The sequence below is a fragment of the Mesorhizobium alhagi CCNWXJ12-2 genome, assembly GCF_000236565.1.
Lineage (GTDB): Bacteria > Pseudomonadota > Alphaproteobacteria > Rhizobiales > Rhizobiaceae > Allomesorhizobium > Allomesorhizobium alhagi.
This window is the reverse complement of sequence record NZ_AHAM01000184.1, coordinates 81,947-99,624: the sequence shown is the minus strand read 5'-3', so window position 1 is coordinate 99,624 and position 17,678 is coordinate 81,947. Positions and strand designations below refer to the sequence as shown.

Sequence of the window (17,678 nt, the reverse complement as noted above, 5' to 3'; positions counted from 1 at the left end):
GTTGCCGCTGTAGTTGGTATAGCGAAGCTGGCCGGCGACGCCGGAAAATGCGGCGCTGCCGATGAAGGAGAACGCCTGGTTGCCGCCGACCAGTGTGTTCGCGTCGATGGTCGCGAGATCGATCAGGTCGAAGCCGTGGCTGAAGCCGCCGACGATCGAGTCGCGAAGCGCCGGTCCGGTCGGACTGTCGGAAACAAGGTCGAAATCGAACCGGTCGTTCCCGGCGCCGCCGTTGAGAATATCGCTGCCCGCGCCGCCGATCAGCGTGTCGTTGCCGACGCCTCCGGTAAGTGTATCGTTGCCGGCTCCACCGACGATCCAGTCATTCCCGTCACCGCCGCTCAGGCTGTTATTCCCGAAATTGCCGACCAGCGTGTTGTTCAAGCTGTTGCCGGCGCCGTTGAGATTGCCTGAACCTCGCAGTTCCAGTCGCTCGATATTGGCGCCGAGCATCCAGTTTATATAGGAGCGCACGGTATCGATGCCGCCATTGGCGGCCTCTATCGTCCAGTCGGCAGCGGCCACGACGAATATGTCGTTGCCCGCGCCGCCGACCATGTAGTCTCTGCCGGCGCCGCCGTTGAGCACGTTATTGCCCGAATTGCCGACCAGCGTATTGTTGAGCGCATTGCCGGCGCCGTTCAGGGCCGAGCCTCGCATCTCCAGTCGTTCGACATTGTCAGCAAGCGTCCAGTTTATATAGGAGCGCACCGTATCGGTGCCGCCACCGGCATTCTCGATGGTGCTATCCACTGCTGCGGCGACCACGAATATATCGTTGCCGCTGCCGCCATGCATTTCATCGGCGCCGGCGCCGCCGTTCAGAAGGTCGCCGCCAAGGCCGCCGAAAATCGTGTCATTCCCTTCGCCGCCGTCGATCACATCCGCGCCATCGCCCGCCGCAGCGCCCGGGTCGAGCCTGTAGATGGCCCCGGACACGCTCACAACATAGAGATTGCCGGCGTTGTCAGTGCCGAAAGACGATATCTGCCGAATGTCGGCGCCAACCAGTTGAGCCGTGCGCTCAATCGCATCTTCCGGCTCGCCATTGACCATGCGCAGCGTCATGAGCCGCCCACTGACGAAATCGGCGAAGAAGTAGGCACCATCGAGGCCGGGCGCCGGTCCGCGGTAGACATAGCCGCCGGTGATGCTTTGGCCGAATTCGCGGGGATACTCGAAAACCGGATCGGTGAAGACAATCGGGGGGTTCGGTGGCGTGCTTGGACCCTGCAGCGTCCCCTCACGGTAATCCCAGCCATAATTGAATCCGCCAGGCCCGCCCGCCGGCTCGAAATTCACCTCTTCCCGCGCCGCTTGGCCAACGTCCGCGATATAGAGATCGCCGGTCTGCGGGTCGAAGCTGATGCGCCAGGGATTGCGCAGACCGTAGTCCCAGATCTCGTCGGCGCCCGACGTAGCGCCTGCAAACGGATTGTCCTGGGGGATCGCATAGTTGCGTGCCGGATCGCTCGGAAAATCATCGCCGTCCACATCGATCCTGAGGATCTTGCCCAGCAGGACGTCGAGATCCTGGGCATTGCCGGCGGGATCGTTGGCGCCGCCGCCGTCACCGGTTGAGATATAGAGGTACCCGTCCGGGCCGAAGGCGAGCGAGCCGCCATTGTGATTGCCGAAGGTCGGGTGCGGGATGGTGATCAGCGTTTTGACGGGCGTAGGGTTGGCCACGGCCGGGTTGGCCGACCGGGCATATTCCCGCACTTCGATATCGCCAGCCGCATTGGTGAGGAAGGCAAAGAAGCGGCCGTTGGCCTCGTAATCGGGATGGAACGCGAGACCGAGGACACCTTGCTCGCCGCCGCTGGTGAATTGCGAAGCGGGAATGTCGAGGAAGACCGACTGCGCCCCGGTCGCCGCGTTGATCCGGACGATGTCGCCGACATCCTTCCTGAGAGCGTAGACAAAGTTGCTATCGCCCGGCGCGCCGGTCGCGAACACCGCGCCCGAACCGATATTGGCGAGCAGCGTTGCGGTGATATCGCCTGAATTCGCGTTCAGGTCGGCGACGCTGTGACCGTAAATGGTGTCATTGCCGCTGCCTCCCCGAAGCGTGTCTGTCCCGTCGCCGCCCGAAATCGTGTCGGCGCCGCCCAGGCCATCTATTCGATCGCTTCCGCCCAATCCCTGGATCGTATCGAGACTGCTGGTTCCGTTGAGGGTTTCGCTGGCATGCGTGCCGGTGATGTCGGACATGATCGAGCCTCCTCAATTCCGAGTGCCCTGACACGCCCATCCGGTGCGATTGTAGCATAAATCAATCGATCGCGCCTGCGCGCGCTCGGTGCCGATCGTAAAGGATCAGTGACGGCCGCGCGAAAAGCCTAACGGCCGGACGAGCAGGAAGAACCTACCATCGCGCAATTTGCCGGCGTGTAAGCCCCGGACGTCGATGTCGATTGACAGCCCATCAGCGCGCATATCGCGGTACCGGCAATAAGCGCCGTCATCCTTCGGTGAATTCGAAGCATTCTGGACCTCCTCGATTTTCCCGCCGCTTGCATCCGACAGCAACTCAATAACGACCCATCGCGCCTTGCAAGGGCGAACGTGATCGAAAGCAACTGGATTTTGAATGTCGAGCAACGCTGGCCGGAGCCCTGACGCTGGTCCCCGGGGAGGGCAGCCATGTGACGGAGGTCACCAAACACATGTGACGGAAGTCACTGACAGCATTTTCCATCGCGTACTAAGAAATCTGACGGACCGATTAAGCGAACAGATTCTCTGTCTGGCACACAGGAGATGGTCAATGCTGGCTACAACGATTCAGACGCGAAACAAAATGCAGATGAATGGAGAAAGCAAAGGCCAAGTCTACCTATCGTCGGAAGTGCAGCAAAACAGCGTCTATGAGGCTCGTTGGATCATTGGCCCTGTTTTTCTGCTCGCTTTCGTCTTGGCTGTTGCCGGGGCTTTGGCGTGAGCCTTTAGGAACTCGTCGGCAAAAAAGGTCCAAGGGGAGGGCTTCTCATTTATGGAAATTGCGCGGGCATTTCTTGCTGTTGCGGCGGTTTTAACGGCTGCCCCCGGACTGATCGGCTGCATGATCATCGATACTCGCCCCCCGATTGCCGTTACACCGCTGGCTCCGCAGGCCGCCGCTGCTGCACCGCAGGGCATAGAGGGCGAGTGGGTCAGTACGGATGGCGTCGCCGTCACGCAGTTCTCGGAAGGCGCCTTCCAGACCGTTGCCCTCGACACGGGCAAAAAGCTGGCCGACGGCAGCTATCGCATGGTCGGCGCCCAGGCAGCAGAAATAAGGATGCGTTCGCTGATCAGGCAAACCAGGAGCAACATCAATTGCGCGCTGGTCTCGGTCGAGCAGCTCAACTGCACGGCTTCCGGTGGTCGGCAATTCGTGCTGATGCGCCGTCCGATGGTCAGTTGATCCCTCGCCAGCAGGCGAGGGGTAATAGTTTGGGCGCCGGGGCAATGCCCGTCACCGGAAACGGTGGCGGGCATTTCTTGCAACGGATTCGTTTCCTGCAAAGGCTGCTTAGCGGTTGTCGATATGCCGCGGGGCCATGTTCAATGTGTCGGCGCCTGCGCGTTCATCGAACACGACCGTACAGCCCAAGGCGATGGCGGCCTCCGATATTGCTTCTGCCATCTCCTCGTCGGGCGTGATGAAATCTCCTGATATTATCCGGAGTTCTTCGATGGCTTTCGAAGTCGAGAGCAGCGATCCCGCGCACCGGCTGTGAGCACAGGCCTTGACGACCGAAATCAGATCGGCTGCAACGAATTTTTTGTTGTCCACGACGGCTCTCCGTCAGTCGAGCCCCTTCGGCCCCCTCAACCCGTGACTGCCGAAAGGGTTGCATTAGAACAAGCTGATGGAATTCTGCGTCCGCGAACGCGGTAGCCTCGTCTTCCGCCCCATCTCCTCTATTTTCCCGAATGAAGGGCTGCTCAGTGATTGGAGCACGAAAATGGAGCGACGATTATTCCTGACCGGACTGCTTGGCCTGGCGGGTGCGGCGGCCGTTGCCGGCGTGGCGCGGCCGGCGCATGCCCTTGTACCCCGAGGCGACGGGATACTCGACGAAATTGATACGCCCGAACCGGCTGTCATCGAGGGCGATGAGCCTCCGGCCGAAGTAGATGACGTAAGGCACCGACGCGGCCATTGGCGTCGCCGCCGCAGGCGCCGCCGTCGCCGTCGGCGGGTTTGGAGACGTTACTGTCGTCGAGTTCGCCGGTATGGCCGCTGGCGCCGCCGCTGCCGTCGTCGGCGTGTCTGGATTACGATCTACCTCTAGACTGAACTCCCCGGCTCAGGCCGGGGATTCGTTCTTGGCCGGTCAGAAGTACCAGGTGGTTGCCAGCCAGGCGACTAGTGCGGCCGCGCCGGCTGCGATCAATCCGCTGCGCAGGCGTCGGAACCGGTTGCGGCGGCGAGTTATATCGCCGTTCCAGTCGTACTTGGAACCGTACATCGTTGTCCTGCGGGAAAAATGGCCGGCGTCTGGGGGGTAAGCTTGGGGTAGACGCCGGCCATGCAGCGCTGATTTGCTGCACTGTCATGAGTAGGGCATTTCGAGATGCGCGTACTGTGCCGAAAGTCATGATCGATGGTGACGGAAGTCACTGGCTGCATTCTCGCCTGCGGCGGTAAGAAAGGCTGACAGGCGGGACCGGACCGAACAGGAGGCCTTGTCATGCAGCAGTTCACCGGCATCACCGACATGGCGCAGCTTGCCATCGCGGCACGGGCGCTTGACGAACACTGCCGGGAGACCGGCGTCCGCAAAGGCAGCCTGAAGCACGAGTTGCTTGCAAAGCGCACCATGGTGCTTTTCACCCGCGGCATCAAAACCGTTGACGAACTGAAGCGAGGCCTGCGGGCTTTGGACAATCCCCGGCAGGATCACCCCGGCCGCGCTCACTAGGCGCCAGCAGCTTCAAACATGTTCACACCGCTCCATTTGCTTATGTGCGTTTTGCGGGCTGGAGTTCTCCTGTCTCCAGCCGCATTCGCGGTGCTGACGCTTTTTTGGCTCCTCCATCGATAAGGCCGACGCTTGTAGGTGGGACGATCCATGATCGACGTCGACCACATCTCCCGTAGATGAAAGGCCCGTCAGCCACATGGTGTTCGACCAGATAGTTGATGTGGCCGCACGGCATTGAGAAGGCTCTCGGTGAATGCGATTCGAGCTCGCTCTGGGCCAGATATTGCACGGAACGGGGAGGGGAGGCGCCAAGTGCTTGAAAGTGTTGGTACGCCCAAGGGGAATCGAACCCCTGTTACCGCCGTGAAAGGGCGGTGTCCTAACCGCTAGACGATGGGCGCGGAAGACAACGAACCGGCTTATAGCCAGCTTGCGTGCGGCGGGCAACCCCCCAGAATGCAAGCTGGAGCAAAGATTTTCAGCCCTTGCGGCGGCGGCAGCGCCAGTTCCAGTCGCGTTCGGGGCCGACGTCGATATGCACGGATTCGGTGTGGCAATAGGTGCCGACACCGCCGCGGCCGGGCATGGAGCGCGCGAATTTGGCGAGTTCCCATTTGCTGACGCCGGGGATCTGCACGTCGACTGCGGCGCAATACATATGCAGTGAATTCTTGGCGCCGCGCGCGCGGCGGTTGTGCGCAGGGCTGCGATAGCCCGAAGTGATGATCATCTTCTTGCCATAGTAGCGCTCGACGGTTTTCAGCACCCGGACCAGCGAGGGTTTCAGGCACGCGACGTCGACGCGGTCGGTCTGCTTCAGGAGCCCGTTGGGGGCAAGTCGCGCCAGGCCGGCGGCGGAGGCCAGAACCGGCCCGCTATCCTCATCCTCATGCAGGTCGACGTCGCTGTCGTCGTCAATGCCGGATTTGCGCTTGATTTCGAACAGGGCGGTCTGACGGACGCCCGGCAGGGCGTTGTCGTTCCCAAGCGAAGCCATCCTGACCGGCTTCTCGGCCGGCTTCGCGGAAGCCAGCGTGATGATCGGCTTCGATTCGGCCTTGGTCTCGATGAGCGGTTTCGCCTCGCTTGCTTCTCGCTGCTTGATGGGCGAGGGCGCGGCCGAAGCCGGGGCGGCTCCGAAGAAGGCCGACAGGAAGCCCTTTTTCTTGGGAGCGATCGGCTGGGCGGCGGGCATTTCGCCCGCGGTCACATAGACGGCGCCTTCCGCAGCGGGCTTTGCAGCCTCAGCGGCAGTGGCCTCCGTAGCCTTGGCTTCCTCAGCGGCTTTGACCGGCTTTGGAGTCGGGATCGCAGAGGCCGGCGTTGCTTCCGCGTCGGCAGCAGCTTCGGCCGGCGCAGGCTTTGCGGCTTCGGCAGAAGCGGCAGGTTTGGCGGGAGCCGGGGCGAAGAGTGCCGACAGGAACCCTTTTTTCTTGGGGGCGATCGGCTGGGCAGTGCGTGTTGCGCCTGCGGTCGCATTCTCTGCGGCAGCTTCGACGCCTGAAGCAGTTGTGTCTTCTGCCGGTTTTGCCTCTGTGGCCGCATCGGCCTCAGCGGTCACCTCGGCTTGTTTTGGCTTCGCGGTTTCCGCCACCGCGGCCGGCACGGCCTCAGTCGCGGCGCCAGCTTCCGCGGTTGCCGTCGCGGCGGTTTCGCCGGCCGACTTCAATGCGGGGACGGACGCCACCTGCGTGGGCAAGGGGGTGTCGGCTTCGGCGTTCATCACCGGCTGCGGCGTGACGTCGACGCCGGCAGACTGCAGATCGCCCGACGAAACGTCGCTTGCGGCCGCGGTCGCGTTATAGCCGGGCATGCCGATTTCGAGATTGGGGTCGGTGGAGGATGTGCAGGACGCCAGCAGAACGGAAACCAGCAAGGCCGTGGCAGCGCAGCCCTTCCGTTTCGCAAAGCGCGAGCCCGCTCTCAAACCGGATCCCCTCCCTAATATTCGCGCCGATACGTTTTGTTGTTCCGGCAATCAAAAATCAAAAGCTGTGCAGCCGTGTGACCGAAGCGGAAACAGGACCCACGAATCTATAAAGCAGTTCGTCAATTGTCCGGCTACGGTCCGAATAAGGCAACATCAAGGTTGTAAGAACACCATTTCGCCTGCTTTTACGCGCGCGTCAACTCACGGCTGGTTTCGGCGATTCACACGCGAACCTTCACGTATGTTCCTGGCGCGTCGCCGAGCACTTCGATTCGCTTGCCGGGACCCCTCGCCGGGACGCGCGTGGCATCCTTTTTCTCGATCCATTTCTGCCAGTGCGGCCACCAGGAACCCGGGTTTTCCTTGGCCTTGGCGATCCAATCCTCGAAATCGCCCACCGGCTTTCCGCCGGTCCAGTATTGATACTTGTTCATCGAAGGCGGGTTGACGACGCCGGCGATATGGCCGGAACCCGCCATCACATATTCCACGTCGCCGCCGAAATACTTGCAGCCCAGAAAGACCGAGCGGGCAGGGGCGATGTGATCCTCGCGCGCGGCGAGGTTGTAGACCGGGATGGTGATATCGGCGAGTGAAAGCTTGCAGCCGGCCAGTTCCATACTGCCCTTCGCCAGATTGTTCTCGAGATAGCAGTTGCGCAGGTAAAAGGAGTGGTTGGCGGCCGCCATGCGAGTCGAATCTGCATTCCAGTAGAGCAGGTCGAACGGCGTCGGATCCTTGCCGCGCATGTAGTTGTTGACCACGTAGGGCCAGATCAGGTCGCCCGAGCGCAGCATGTTGAACGCGGTTGCCATCTTGGTGCCTTCGAGATAGCCCTTTTCGCCCATCGCCCGTTCGACGGCGGCAACCTGGTCCTCGTCGACGAACACCTTCAAATCGCCGGCATAGGTGAAATCGACCTGCGTGGTGAAGAACGTCGCCGATTTGATGCGGTCGTCGCCTTCCTTCGCCAGAAGCGACAGGGCAGCGGCCAGAAGAGTGCCGCCGACGCAGTAGCCGATAACGTTGACGTCCTTTTCACCGGTCGCCCTGTCTACAATGTCGAGCCCATATTGAAGGCCTTCGCGGACATAGGCTTCCCACCCCTTCATGCCGTGGCGCGAATCCGGGTTCACCCACGAAATGACGAACACCGTGTGCCCCTGCTCGACTGCCCAGCGGATGAAGGATTTCTGCGGATTGAGATCGAGAATGTAGAACTTGTTTATCCATGGCGGGCAGATCAGCAGCGGCCGCTTGAGCACCGTCTCGGTTGACGGCTCGTATTGCAGGATTTCAGCGACATCGCTGCGGCCCACGACCTTGCCCGGCGTCACCGCCACGTTCTTGCCAAGCTCGAAGGGGGAGTAGTCGGCCTGCCTGAGCTTCAGGTCGCCCTTGCCGGCGGCTATGTCCTCCGCCAGCATCTTCATGCCGCGCACAAGGTTTTCGCCATTGCTGGCGACCGTCTCGCGAAACAACTCCGGATTGGTCAGGATGAAATTCGAGGGCGAGATCGCATTGGTGACCTGCTTCATATAGAAGCTGGCCTTGTGGCGTGTGTGCTCGTCCAGCCCATCCGCATGCTCGACCAGGTCGCCGGCCCAGCGCGAGGTCACCAGATATGCCTGCTTCAGGAAATCGAAGAAGGCGTTGCGGCCCCATTCCGGATCCTGGAAGCGCTTGTCGCTCCGGTCCGGTTTGGCGGTATCCTCAACGTCTTCGCCTGCCGTGACGCGATGGAGAGATTTCGACCAGACGTCCAGATAGCCCGAAAACAGCCGCGTCTGTGCCTCCAGCGCCCGCGAAGGATCGGAGAGCCAGTATTCGGTGAGCTTGGAGAATGTCTTGACCATGTCGGCCATCGGCTCGGCGACGCCGTCGCGCACCTCGCCCTTTTCGCGCGGCTCCGCCCAGGCTGCGGCAGCCTTGCCGGCCTGCTCGATCGTGCGCGCAACGTTCAACGCGAAGCGTTCCGGGTCCTTGACCAGATATTGCTCGACCGATGAAGCGGCGTCGGCGTCTGTCTTGCCCGAATCGGCTGTCTTCGACATGGTTCGCGCTGTTCTCCCAAGCGTGTTATTGACACAATACCATGACACGGCGAATAGGGTCTAAATAGCAACTGACCGGGATTTATTGGAGCCCGCCGGGGAAAAATATGACACAGCGCCTTGCAAGGAAGAATTTTTGGGATTTGCGGTGGCGTCTCGCGGCCGTGATCGCCGCCGTCTGCCTTGCACCCGGCTGCGCCACCTCGACCGCCGGGGACGCTGCTCCAACTCCCGCGATCGCAGCGACCGAACCAACACCGGCCACAGTCACCGAGGTTCAGCTGTCGTCGGGCGAGCCAAGGAACACCGGCACGTTCCCCAATCTCAACATCCCGCCGCAATCGGCGGCCGCGCAGATCAGCGCGCAGCAAAAGGCGGCGAGGCTCGCGGAACTCAACGCCGCGCGGTCGGGGCAAAAGGCGCCTCCCGGCGCCGCCGGCACGAGCGCGTCGAAGGCCAGATTGAAGAAGCTTGCTTCTACCCACGCCACCGAGGCGCTCAAGGAAATCGAGAACAACTGACGTGCTCGACTGACGCACTCGACCGTCAATCCGATTGGGTATATATCGCGGCGCGACAAAGCCCTCCTGTTCCTGGGACTGACATGGAAGAATTTCACAAGGTTCGCCGGCTTCCGCCTTACGTCTTCGAACAGGTCAACCGGCTGAAGGCCAGCGCCCGCTCGCGCGGCGCCGACATCATCGATCTCGGCATGGGCAATCCCGACCTGCCGACGCCGAAATCCATCGTCGACAAGCTCTGCGAAGTGGTGCGCGATCCGCGCACCCACCGCTATTCGTCGTCGCGCGGCATTCCCGGCCTGCGCCGGGCCCAGGCAAGCTACTACGCCCGCCGTTTCGGCGTGAAACTCGATCCCGAGACGCAAATCGTTGCTACGCTGGGCTCCAAGGAAGGCTTCGCCAATATGGCGCAGGCCATCACCGCGCCGGGCGACGTCATCCTGTGCCCGAACCCGACCTATCCCATCCACGCCTTCGGCTTCATCATGTCGGGCGGCGTCATCCGCTCCCTGCAGGCCGAACCCGACGCCGGCTTCATCCCGGCGCTGGAGCGCGGGGTACGCCATTCGATCCCGAAGCCGCTGGCGCTGATCCTCAACTATCCGTCCAATCCGACGGCTCATGTGGCGACGCTGGACTTCTACAAGGACGTCGTCGCCTACGCGAAGAAGAACGACATCATCATCCTGTCCGATCTCGCCTATTCCGAAATATATTTCGACGGCAATCCACCCCCGTCGGTGCTGCAGGTTCCGGGCGCCATCGACATCACGGTGGAATTCACCTCGATGTCGAAGACCTTTTCGATGCCCGGCTGGCGCATGGGTTTTGCGGTCGGCAACGAGCGCCTGATCGCGGCGCTCACGCGCGTGAAATCCTACCTCGATTACGGCGCGTTCACGCCAATACAGGTGGCGGCGACCGCCGCTCTCAACGGCGACGGCGCCGACATCGCGGAAGTGCGCGACATCTACCACAAGCGGCGCGACGTGATGGTCGATTCCTTCGGGCGCGCCGGCTGGACAATCCCGGCGCCGGCCGCTTCCATGTTCGCCTGGGCGCCGATACCCGAGCCGTTCAAGCATCTTGGCTCGCTCGAATTCTCCAAGCTGCTGATCGAGCATGCCGATGTCGCGGTGGCGCCAGGCGTTGGCTTCGGCGAGCACGGCGACGATTTTGTGCGCATCGCTCTGGTGGAAAACGAGCATCGCATCCGGCAGGCCGCCCGCAACATCAAGCGCTTTTTCACGTCGTCGGCCAAGCAACCCAACAACGTGGTTCCGCTCGCCGCGCACCGCTGAGCGATCATATTTCAGAAGTCTGAGGGACATTGCCGCACATGGCCGAAGCTTTGCGTATTGGAATTGCCGGCCTCGGCACGGTCGGCGCGTCGGTGGCGCGTGTGCTCTCGGAAAAGGCTGCCGAACTGACCCGGCAATGCGGCCGTGAAATCGTGGTGGCAGCCGTCTCGGCGCGTGACAGGAGCCGCAACCGCGGCGTCGATCTCGGCGGCGCCAAGTGGTTCGACGATCCGGCAGAGCTGGCAAGGAATGCCGACATCGACGTATTTGTCGAATTGATCGGCGGCGATGACGGGCCTGCCCACAACTGCGTTAAGGCCGCGCTCGAAGCCGGCCGCCATGTCGTGACCGCCAACAAGGCTCTGCTTGCCAGGCATGGCATCGCGCTGGCCGAGATCGCCGAAAGGAAGGGCGTCCTCCTCAACTACGAGGCTGCGGTCGCCGGCGGCATTCCCGTCATCAAGACCATGCGCGAGGCCATGGCCGGCAACAGCGTTTCGCGCGTGTTCGGCATTCTCAACGGCACCTGCAATTACATCCTGACCCGCATGGAGGCGGAAGGCCTGTCCTTCGACGCCTGTCTGAAGGACGCCCAGCGCCTTGGCTACGCCGAAGCCGATCCGACCTTCGACATCGAGGGCCACGACACAGCGCACAAGCTGGCGATCCTCACAAGCCTCGCTTTCGGCTGCAAAATCTCGGCCGACGACATCTACATGGAAGGCATTTCAAACATCAGCCAGGCCGATGTTCGCGCGGCGGGCGAGCTCGGCTATCGCATAAAACTGCTGGGCGTCGCCCAAGCCACCGAGAGCGGCATCGAGCAGCGCGTCCACCCGACCATGGTTCCGACGGCCAGCGTCATCGCGCAGGTACACGGCGTCACCAATGCCGTCGCCATCGAAACCGATATTCTGGGCGAACTCCTGCTTTCGGGACCGGGGGCAGGGGGCAATGCCACGGCGTCGGCCGTCGTCGGCGACATCGCCGACATCGCCAAGAGCCGCCCCGGCTTCCAGCACGGGCCGGTTTTCGGCCGGCCGGCCAGGGAGCTGAAGCCCTACAAACGCGCGCGCATGCGTTCGCATGAGGGCGGCTATTTCATCCGGCTCACCGTGCATGATCGCGTCGGTGTCTTCGCTGCGGTCGCCAAACGCATGGCGGACAACGAAATATCGCTGGAGTCGATCGTCCAGCACGCCGCCGAGCCCGAGGCAGGCACAGCAAAAACCGTTATTCTGGTGACACACGAAACCACCGAGGCGGCGGTGCGCAAGGCGGTGGACGGCATCACCAAGGACGGCCATCTGACCGACAAGCCGCAGGTGATCCGCATCGAACGCGCCGACTGAGCGACAGCGTCGTTCTTCAATCGATTGATGTCTGTTGGCGGTCAAATACCGCTCAACAGGTCTTGCTGTTGTCACAGCGCTTTGACAGAAGGAGCCCGCCGCCCGGTTCCGGGCCGTTCAATTTCCACAGGGACATTCACATGGCGAAAAATAGCGTCGTCGCCGGCCTTGACCGGATCCTCACCATGGAACTCGTTCGCGTCACCGAGCGGGCGGCAGTCGCCGCCGCCAGGCTGCGCGGCCGCGGCGACGAAAAGGCAGCCGACCAGGTCGCAGTCGACGCAATGCGCGCCGAACTGAACCGGCTCGACATCAAGGGAACCGTCGTGATCGGCGAGGGCGAGCGCGACGAGGCGCCGATGCTCTATATCGGCGAGGAGGTCGGCTCCGGCGACGGTCCGGAAGTCGACATTGCGCTCGACCCGCTGGAAGGCACGACGATCTGCGCCAAGAACCTGCCCAACGCATTGGCGGTCATCGCCATCGCCGAGAAGGGCAGCCTGCTCTTCGCGCCCGACGTCTATATGGACAAGATCGCCATCGGCCCCGGCTATCCCGACGGCGTGATCGACATCGACGCCTCGCCTTATGAAAACATCCGCAACCTCGCGGACGCGAAGCGCGTGCCGATCTCGGAGATCACCGCCTGCATCCTCGACCGGCCGCGCCACGCCAAGCTGATCGAGGCGGTGCGCAACACCGGCGCGGCGATCCGCCTGATCGGCGACGGCGACGTTGCCGGCGTCATCCATACGACCGATCCCGACGAGACCGGCATCGACATCTATCTCGGCACCGGCGGCGCGCCAGAAGGCGTGCTTGCGGCCGCGGCTCTTCGCTGCACCGGCGGCCAGATGCAGGGCAGGCTGCAGCTCGACACTCCCGAAAAGGTGGCGCGCGCCGCGAAGATGGGCATCACCGATCCGAAAAAAATCTATCGCATCGAGGAAATGGCGCGCGGCGACGTGCTGTTTGCCGCAACCGGCGTCACCGACGGCAACATGCTCGCCGGCGTGAAGTTCGGCCGCAACTCCATCACCACCGACACGATCGTGCTGCGCTCCTCGTCGCGGACGGTGCGCGAAATCAAGGCAAGGCACCAGGATCTGGACAAATTCTAGCCGCCGGGTTCGAATGGACGCGAGGCGGCCGGAGGCTCTGGCCAGGAGGGTTCAAATGGCAACGTTCGATTGGCACGCGGATCGAATATCGCGCGCCACGCCGATCACGAAATCCTACCGCAACACCCAGAACGTGCGGCGCTTTTTCCTGGATCAATGCGGCCCGGCGTTCAAGTTCGACCGGCCTTTCATGGCGTGGCTTAAAGATGGGGCGGACAAGAGCATGGGCGAGGCGGCCGATGAATGGGGTCGACGCAACGCGGAAAAGCGACAAACCTGATTTTGTTTCAGCTGACAGCCATCATCTTGCGTGATTGGGCATTGCTTGGCTTTGCCCTATCCTGCGCCCATGGATAACCCGCCGAATCGAGGTCTCGTTGTCGAGAAGCGCCATTTTCTGGGCGTCAGGCGGTCGGTGACCGGGCTTGCCTGGGAACACCGCCTGAACGAGCGCCAGGAGATGGCGGCGCTCGCCATGGCACAGGGGCATGGCGTGCCGGATATCGTCGCGCGGGTGCTTGCCGGGCGCGGCGTAAGCGTCGATGAAGTGACGACCTTCCTCGATCCGACGATCCGGCAATTGCTACCCGATCCGGCCACGCTGACCGATATGGAAGCGGCGGCAGCCCGCATCGCCGACGCGGTTCTCCGGCGCGAGAAGGTAGCGATCTTCGGCGACTACGATGTCGACGGGGCCACGTCTTCCGCGCTGCTGAAGCGGTTTCTGGCGCATTACGGCATCGAAGCCGAAATCTACATTCCCGACAGGATTTTCGAGGGTTACGGCCCCAATCCTGAGGCGATGCGTGAACTTGTCTCGCGCGGCGCCAGGCTGATCGCCACCGTTGATTGCGGCACGAACAGCGCAGCCTCGATCCAGGCGGCGCGGGAGGTCGGGGCCGATGTCGTTGTGCTCGACCACCATCAGGTCGGCGGTCCGCTGCCTGCCGGCGTTCCGGTGGTCAATCCCAATCGCGAGGACGATCTTTCGGGGCAGGGCCATCTTTGCGCCGCCGGCGTGGTCTTCCTGACGCTGGTCCAGACGGCCAGGGTGCTTCGCGCGGCGCTGCCCGACGCGCCGCAACCGGATCTCCTGTTGCTGCTGGATCTCGTCGCGCTCGGGACGGTCTGCGACGTGGTGCCGCTGACGGGCGTCAACAGGGCGTTCGTGGTCAAGGGTCTGCTCGCCATCCGCCAGCAGAAGAACGCGGGCATTTCGGCGCTGGCGCGGGTCTCGCGCATCGGCGAGCCCATCAACACCTTCCATCTCGCCTTCCTGATCGGCCCGCGCATCAATGCCGGCGGGCGCATTGGCGACGCCGCACTCGGCAGCCGGCTGCTCGCCACCGACGATCCGGTAGAGGCCGGCAAGATCGCCGAGACGCTCGACCGCCTCAACCAGGAGCGTCAGGCGATGGAGCAGGACATGCTGGCGGAGGCGCGCGCCGAAGCCGATGCCGAACTCGCGGGCGGGGCAGGGCCGGCCGTCATCGTAACCGCCAACCAGAAATGGCACCCCGGCATTGTCGGCCTGATCGCCTCGCGATTGAAGGAACATGCGCGCCGTCCTGCCTTCGCGATCGCCTTCAACGCGAACGGTGTCGGCACCGGTTCCGGGCGCTCCGTCTCGGGCTTTGACCTGGGCAAACTGGTGCGTGAAGCGGCCGAGCGCGGGCTGATCGTCAAGGGCGGCGGTCACGCAATGGCCGCCGGCATCACCGTTCAGCGCGAAAAGCTCGGGGAATTACGGGCGTTTTTCGAGGAGCGCGCCTCTGCCGACGTGTTCCGCCTGCAGGATGAAGAGAGCCTTGGCATTGACGCGGCGCTTGCCGCAGATGGCGCCACGCCGTCGCTGCTCGAGGCGCTGGAGCGCGCCGGGCCGTTCGGAGCGGGGCATCTGCCGCCTGTCTTCGTGCTGCCCCGCCACCGCGTCGCCGATGTGCGCTTCGTCGGCGCCAACCACATCCGCGCGGATCTGCAGTCGGACGCCGGTGGGCGCGTCCAGTCGATTGCGTTTCGGGCGGTGGATACGCCGCTGGGCGACTTCCTGATCAAGAGCAGGGGGGCGCACATCCATGTAGCCGGCTCGCTGTCGGCGAATTACTGGAACGGCAACAAGACCGTCCAGTTTCGCCTGATCGACGCTGCGATGGCTTAAGGTGTGTTGAGATTCGGGTCAGGCCGAGCCGAAAATGGTGGAATTTCGAGAACCGGAACGGAGCGTACATTCAGGTACGCGAGTACCGGAAGCGCAGAAAACCGCCATTGCAGGCCGGCATCACCCGAATCTCAACACACATTAAGCCAATACCGTCTGCAGCCGGGTCAGGTCGGCCATCTGCGCCATGGTTGCCTCATAGCCGAGGCGGATCGCTTCGTCAGCGCGGTGGAATTCGGTGAGGCCGATATGGCCGAGCTTCGGCTGCAGCGAAAGGTCCGGCGGATCGCCGGCCAGCCGCGCGCGCGAAATGCGGTCCTGGATGATGTTGAAGGCTTCGACCATGACGCCGGTGATGCCGATGCGCGCCTCGCGCGTGTCGGCATTGTACCGTCCGGGGGCCGGAGCATCCTGTTCAACGGTCAGCTCGCCGGCGCTGTGCTTGATCACGGCCGCGCGGCCGAACAGATCGTAGTGCAGGTTCACGGCCACGACCAGCCGCTGCTCATAGGCGCGGCAGACCGAGACCGGCACCGGATTGACCAGTGCGCCGTCGACCAGCACGCGCTTGTTGACCAGGACCGGTTCGAACACGCCGGGCAGGGCGTAGGAAGCGCGCATCGCCGTGATCAGCGAGCCGTCAGACAGCCAGATTTCGTGGCCGGTGCGGATTTCGGCGGCGACACAGACGAATGGCTTCGACAAATCGGCAAAGGACGTGCCGTTCATGTGCTCCTGCATGCGGGCGTTGAGCTTCATGCCGCCGAACAGGCCGCTGCCGCCGATATGCAGGTCCAGCAGCCCGAACAGCCGGCGCTTGGTGAGGCTGCGGGCGAATTCCTCGAGTTCGTCGAGCTTGCCGGCCAGATAACAGCCGCCGACAAGCGCGCCGATGGAGGTTCCGGCGATCATGTCGATCTCGATGCCGGCCTCGTCGAGCGCGCGCAGAACGCCGATATGGGCCCAGCCGCGCGCCGCGCCGCCGCCGAGCGCCAGGGAAATTCCCGATTTTGGAAGCTGCGTTTCGGTTATGCCGCCGGAGGATGAGGGGCCGTTCGCCTCCCGTACATCCGCCCCCGCCTTGTTGCGCAAAGACGCCCATTCGAGCATCAAAATCTCCTTTTGTCCCCGGTCAATTGTATCCAGGGTCAGTATCGAAAGAATGAATCTGTGTGACTTTCAAGACCGAACGGTTCACTCTGCATTACGATATGTTTTCTTCGCATCGAACAATGGCTTGCTGCCGTCGTCGCGAAGCATCGCGATGCCGTCTTCAAGCCCCACCGTTCGATAAAAGCAAGAACGCCGGCCAGTGTGACAGGTTGCGTCTTGGCCCAACACATTTACGCGAAGCCATACCGCATCCTGATCGCAATCGGTGCGCAGTTCTGTGACCTGCTGCACATTCCCTGATGTTTCGCCCTTTTTCCAGATCTTGCCGCGCGAGCGCGACCAGTAATGGGCGATGCCGGTTTCGAGGGTCAGCGCCAGCGCCTCGGCGTTCATGTGCGCGACCATAAGGAGCATGCCGTCGCGCGCATCCGTGACGACGGCGGTCACCAGACCTGCGGCGTCGAAGCGCGGCGCAAAGACGCCGCCTTCCTCGATCGCTTTCTTGTCCGTCGGGGGTTCTGGAAATTCGACTGCCGACACCGGGGCTCCTTGCGGGCGGCTCAAGCCGAGAGGCCGTTCCGCACCATGGTTATGAAGCGGACCTGCTCTTCGGGACTGTCCTTGAAGGCGCCGGTGAAGGTCGAGGTAAGGGTAGTCGAACCCTGCTTGCGAATGCCGCGCATGGCCATGCACATATGCTCGGCGTCGATCATGACGGCCACGCCGCGCGGATTAAGCACCTCCTGAATGACGGCCGCGATCTGCGCCGTCATCGCCTCCTGCGTCTGCAAGCGATGCGCGAATATGTCGACGACGCGGGCGATCTTGGAAAGGCCGACAACCTTGCGGTCGGGCAGGTAGCCGACATGCGCGCGACCGATGATCGGCACCATGTGGTGCTCGCAATGCGAGTGGAAGTGTATGTCCTTGACGATGACCATGTCGTCGTAGCCGGCGACCTCCTCGAAGGTGCGGCCGAGTTCTTCGGCCGGGCACATGTCATAGCCGTTGAACATTTCGAGAAATGCCTTGGCGACGCGCTTGGGCGTGTCCTTCAGGCCCTCGCGGTCCGGATCGTCGCCGGTCCAGCGCAGCAGGGTCAGCACGGCAGCCTCGGCCTCGGCCTGGCTCGGCCGGTGGGTAACCGGCTTTTCCATATATTCCGAGCGGGGCATGATTTTCTTGATAACGGCGTCCATGAAAGGCGTCTCC

18 protein-coding genes and 1 tRNA gene are annotated in these 17,678 nt (G+C 62.8%); 9 read left to right on the top strand and 10 right to left on the bottom strand.

Annotated features, from left to right (window positions below):
* On the bottom strand, positions 1-2,214 hold a 2,214-nt coding region (locus tag MAXJ12_RS34545), incomplete at its 3' end, for a PQQ-dependent sugar dehydrogenase (RefSeq protein WP_008838136.1).
* Positions 2,215-2,770: 556 nt separating this feature from the next.
* Here MAXJ12_RS34545 and MAXJ12_RS37715 point away from each other — a divergent pair.
* Positions 2,771-2,944 carry a hypothetical protein gene (locus MAXJ12_RS37715; protein WP_008838134.1) on the top strand — a complete coding sequence of 58 codons (174 nt, stop codon included), beginning with the start codon at positions 2,771-2,773 and terminating at the stop codon, positions 2,942-2,944.
* Between the two features lie 51 nt (positions 2,945-2,995).
* Positions 2,996-3,409 carry an outer membrane lipoprotein Omp10 gene (gene omp10, locus MAXJ12_RS21685; RefSeq protein WP_008838133.1) on the top strand — a complete coding sequence of 138 codons (414 nt, stop codon included), beginning with the start codon at positions 2,996-2,998 and terminating at the stop codon, positions 3,407-3,409.
* A gap of 108 nt (positions 3,410-3,517) precedes the next feature.
* Here omp10 and MAXJ12_RS21680 read toward each other — a convergent pair whose 3' ends face one another.
* The 3 genes from MAXJ12_RS21680 to MAXJ12_RS39695 all read right to left on the bottom strand — a co-directional run bounded on the left by MAXJ12_RS21680 (position 3,518) and on the right by MAXJ12_RS39695 (position 4,460).
* The gene (locus MAXJ12_RS21680) at positions 3,518-3,781 is read right to left on the bottom strand and encodes a hypothetical protein (protein WP_008838132.1); all 264 of its coding nucleotides are present in this window, start codon (positions 3,779-3,781) and stop codon (positions 3,518-3,520) included.
* Between the two features lie 184 nt (positions 3,782-3,965).
* Entirely contained in the window at positions 3,966-4,151 is a 186-nt protein-coding gene (locus MAXJ12_RS37710; protein ID WP_008838131.1) for a hypothetical protein, read from the bottom strand.
* A gap of 174 nt (positions 4,152-4,325) precedes the next feature.
* The gene (locus MAXJ12_RS39695; RefSeq protein WP_008838130.1) at positions 4,326-4,460 is read right to left on the bottom strand and encodes a hypothetical protein; all 135 of its coding nucleotides are present in this window, start codon (positions 4,458-4,460) and stop codon (positions 4,326-4,328) included.
* A 222-nt stretch (positions 4,461-4,682) separates the two neighbouring features.
* Here MAXJ12_RS39695 and MAXJ12_RS21665 point away from each other — a divergent pair, with 222 nt between their 5' ends.
* The gene (locus MAXJ12_RS21665) at positions 4,683-4,913 is read left to right on the top strand and encodes a hypothetical protein (RefSeq protein WP_008838129.1); all 231 of its coding nucleotides are present in this window, start codon (positions 4,683-4,685) and stop codon (positions 4,911-4,913) included.
* Positions 4,914-5,242: 329 nt separating this feature from the next.
* On the opposite strand, the gene MAXJ12_RS21660 is transcribed toward MAXJ12_RS21665, so the two are convergent.
* From MAXJ12_RS21660 to phaC, 3 genes are all read right to left on the bottom strand, one after another.
* Positions 5,243-5,317 (bottom strand) — tRNA-Glu (locus tag MAXJ12_RS21660).
* Positions 5,318-5,394: 77 nt separating this feature from the next.
* The gene (locus MAXJ12_RS21655; RefSeq protein WP_008838128.1) at positions 5,395-6,843 is read right to left on the bottom strand and encodes a YcbK family protein; all 1,449 of its coding nucleotides are present in this window, start codon (positions 6,841-6,843) and stop codon (positions 5,395-5,397) included.
* A 224-nt stretch (positions 6,844-7,067) separates the two neighbouring features.
* Positions 7,068-8,900: a class I poly(R)-hydroxyalkanoic acid synthase gene (gene phaC, locus MAXJ12_RS21650; RefSeq protein ID WP_008838127.1), complete on the bottom strand. Its 1,833-nt coding sequence runs from the start codon at positions 8,898-8,900 to the stop codon at positions 7,068-7,070.
* 164 nt (positions 8,901-9,064) lie between these two features.
* On the opposite strand from phaC, the gene MAXJ12_RS21645 reads away from it, so the two are divergent.
* The 6 genes from MAXJ12_RS21645 (at position 9,065) to recJ (ending at position 15,353) form a co-directional block, all read left to right on the top strand.
* Complete coding sequence (locus MAXJ12_RS21645; protein WP_139043974.1) at positions 9,065-9,421, top strand: hypothetical protein; 357 nt, start codon at positions 9,065-9,067, stop codon at positions 9,419-9,421.
* An 83-nt stretch (positions 9,422-9,504) separates the two neighbouring features.
* Complete coding sequence (locus MAXJ12_RS21640; protein WP_008838125.1) at positions 9,505-10,722, top strand: LL-diaminopimelate aminotransferase; 1,218 nt, start codon at positions 9,505-9,507, stop codon at positions 10,720-10,722.
* A gap of 38 nt (positions 10,723-10,760) precedes the next feature.
* On the top strand, positions 10,761-12,074 hold the full coding sequence (locus MAXJ12_RS21635; RefSeq protein ID WP_008838124.1) for a homoserine dehydrogenase: 1,314 nt from the start codon (positions 10,761-10,763) through the stop codon (positions 12,072-12,074).
* Positions 12,075-12,214: 140 nt separating this feature from the next.
* A complete protein-coding gene (gene glpX, locus MAXJ12_RS21630; protein WP_008838123.1) occupies positions 12,215-13,195 on the top strand; it encodes a class II fructose-bisphosphatase in 981 nt (326 codons plus the stop codon).
* Between the two features lie 55 nt (positions 13,196-13,250).
* Positions 13,251-13,475: a DUF6434 domain-containing protein gene (locus MAXJ12_RS21625; RefSeq protein ID WP_008838122.1), complete on the top strand. Its 225-nt coding sequence runs from the start codon at positions 13,251-13,253 to the stop codon at positions 13,473-13,475.
* 69 nt (positions 13,476-13,544) lie between these two features.
* Positions 13,545-15,353, top strand: a complete 1,809-nt coding sequence (gene recJ, locus MAXJ12_RS21620; protein ID WP_040587250.1) for a single-stranded-DNA-specific exonuclease RecJ — start codon at positions 13,545-13,547, stop codon at positions 15,351-15,353.
* A gap of 141 nt (positions 15,354-15,494) precedes the next feature.
* On the opposite strand, the gene MAXJ12_RS21615 is transcribed toward recJ, so the two are convergent.
* The 3 genes from MAXJ12_RS21615 to folE form a co-directional block, all read right to left on the bottom strand.
* The gene (locus tag MAXJ12_RS21615) at positions 15,495-16,463 is read right to left on the bottom strand and encodes a patatin family protein (protein ID WP_008838120.1); all 969 of its coding nucleotides are present in this window, start codon (positions 16,461-16,463) and stop codon (positions 15,495-15,497) included.
* 84 nt (positions 16,464-16,547) lie between these two features.
* A complete protein-coding gene (hisI, locus tag MAXJ12_RS21610) occupies positions 16,548-17,006 on the bottom strand; it encodes a phosphoribosyl-AMP cyclohydrolase (RefSeq protein WP_008838119.1) in 459 nt (152 codons plus the stop codon).
* A 20-nt stretch (positions 17,007-17,026) separates the two neighbouring features.
* A complete protein-coding gene (gene folE, locus MAXJ12_RS21605) occupies positions 17,027-17,665 on the bottom strand; it encodes a GTP cyclohydrolase I FolE (RefSeq protein ID WP_008838118.1) in 639 nt (212 codons plus the stop codon).
* Between the last annotated feature and the right edge of the window lie 13 nt (positions 17,666-17,678).

What these genes read in the sequence shown, in the direction of transcription:
- omp10 (WP_008838133.1), top strand. Translation starts at nt 2,996, where the DNA reads ATGGAAATTGCGCGGGCATTTCTTGCTGTTGCGGCGGTTTTAACGGCT.
- MAXJ12_RS39695 (WP_008838130.1), bottom strand. Translation starts at nt 4,460, where the DNA reads ATGTACGGTTCCAAGTACGACTGGAACGGCGATATAACTCGCCGCCGC.
- MAXJ12_RS21665 (WP_008838129.1), top strand. Translation starts at nt 4,683, where the DNA reads ATGCAGCAGTTCACCGGCATCACCGACATGGCGCAGCTTGCCATCGCG.
- MAXJ12_RS21640 (WP_008838125.1), top strand. Translation starts at nt 9,505, where the DNA reads ATGGAAGAATTTCACAAGGTTCGCCGGCTTCCGCCTTACGTCTTCGAA.
- MAXJ12_RS37715 (WP_008838134.1), top strand. Translation starts at nt 2,771, where the DNA reads ATGCTGGCTACAACGATTCAGACGCGAAACAAAATGCAGATGAATGGA.
- MAXJ12_RS21615 (WP_008838120.1), bottom strand. Translation starts at nt 16,463, where the DNA reads ATGCTCGAATGGGCGTCTTTGCGCAACAAGGCGGGGGCGGATGTACGG.
- recJ (WP_040587250.1), top strand. Translation starts at nt 13,545, where the DNA reads ATGGATAACCCGCCGAATCGAGGTCTCGTTGTCGAGAAGCGCCATTTT.
- MAXJ12_RS37710 (WP_008838131.1), bottom strand. Translation starts at nt 4,151, where the DNA reads ATGGCCGCGTCGGTGCCTTACGTCATCTACTTCGGCCGGAGGCTCATC.
- folE (WP_008838118.1), bottom strand. Translation starts at nt 17,665, where the DNA reads ATGGACGCCGTTATCAAGAAAATCATGCCCCGCTCGGAATATATGGAA.
- glpX (WP_008838123.1), top strand. Translation starts at nt 12,215, where the DNA reads ATGGCGAAAAATAGCGTCGTCGCCGGCCTTGACCGGATCCTCACCATG.
- phaC (WP_008838127.1), bottom strand. Translation starts at nt 8,900, where the DNA reads ATGTCGAAGACAGCCGATTCGGGCAAGACAGACGCCGACGCCGCTTCA.
- MAXJ12_RS21635 (WP_008838124.1), top strand. Translation starts at nt 10,761, where the DNA reads ATGGCCGAAGCTTTGCGTATTGGAATTGCCGGCCTCGGCACGGTCGGC.
- MAXJ12_RS21625 (WP_008838122.1), top strand. Translation starts at nt 13,251, where the DNA reads ATGGCAACGTTCGATTGGCACGCGGATCGAATATCGCGCGCCACGCCG.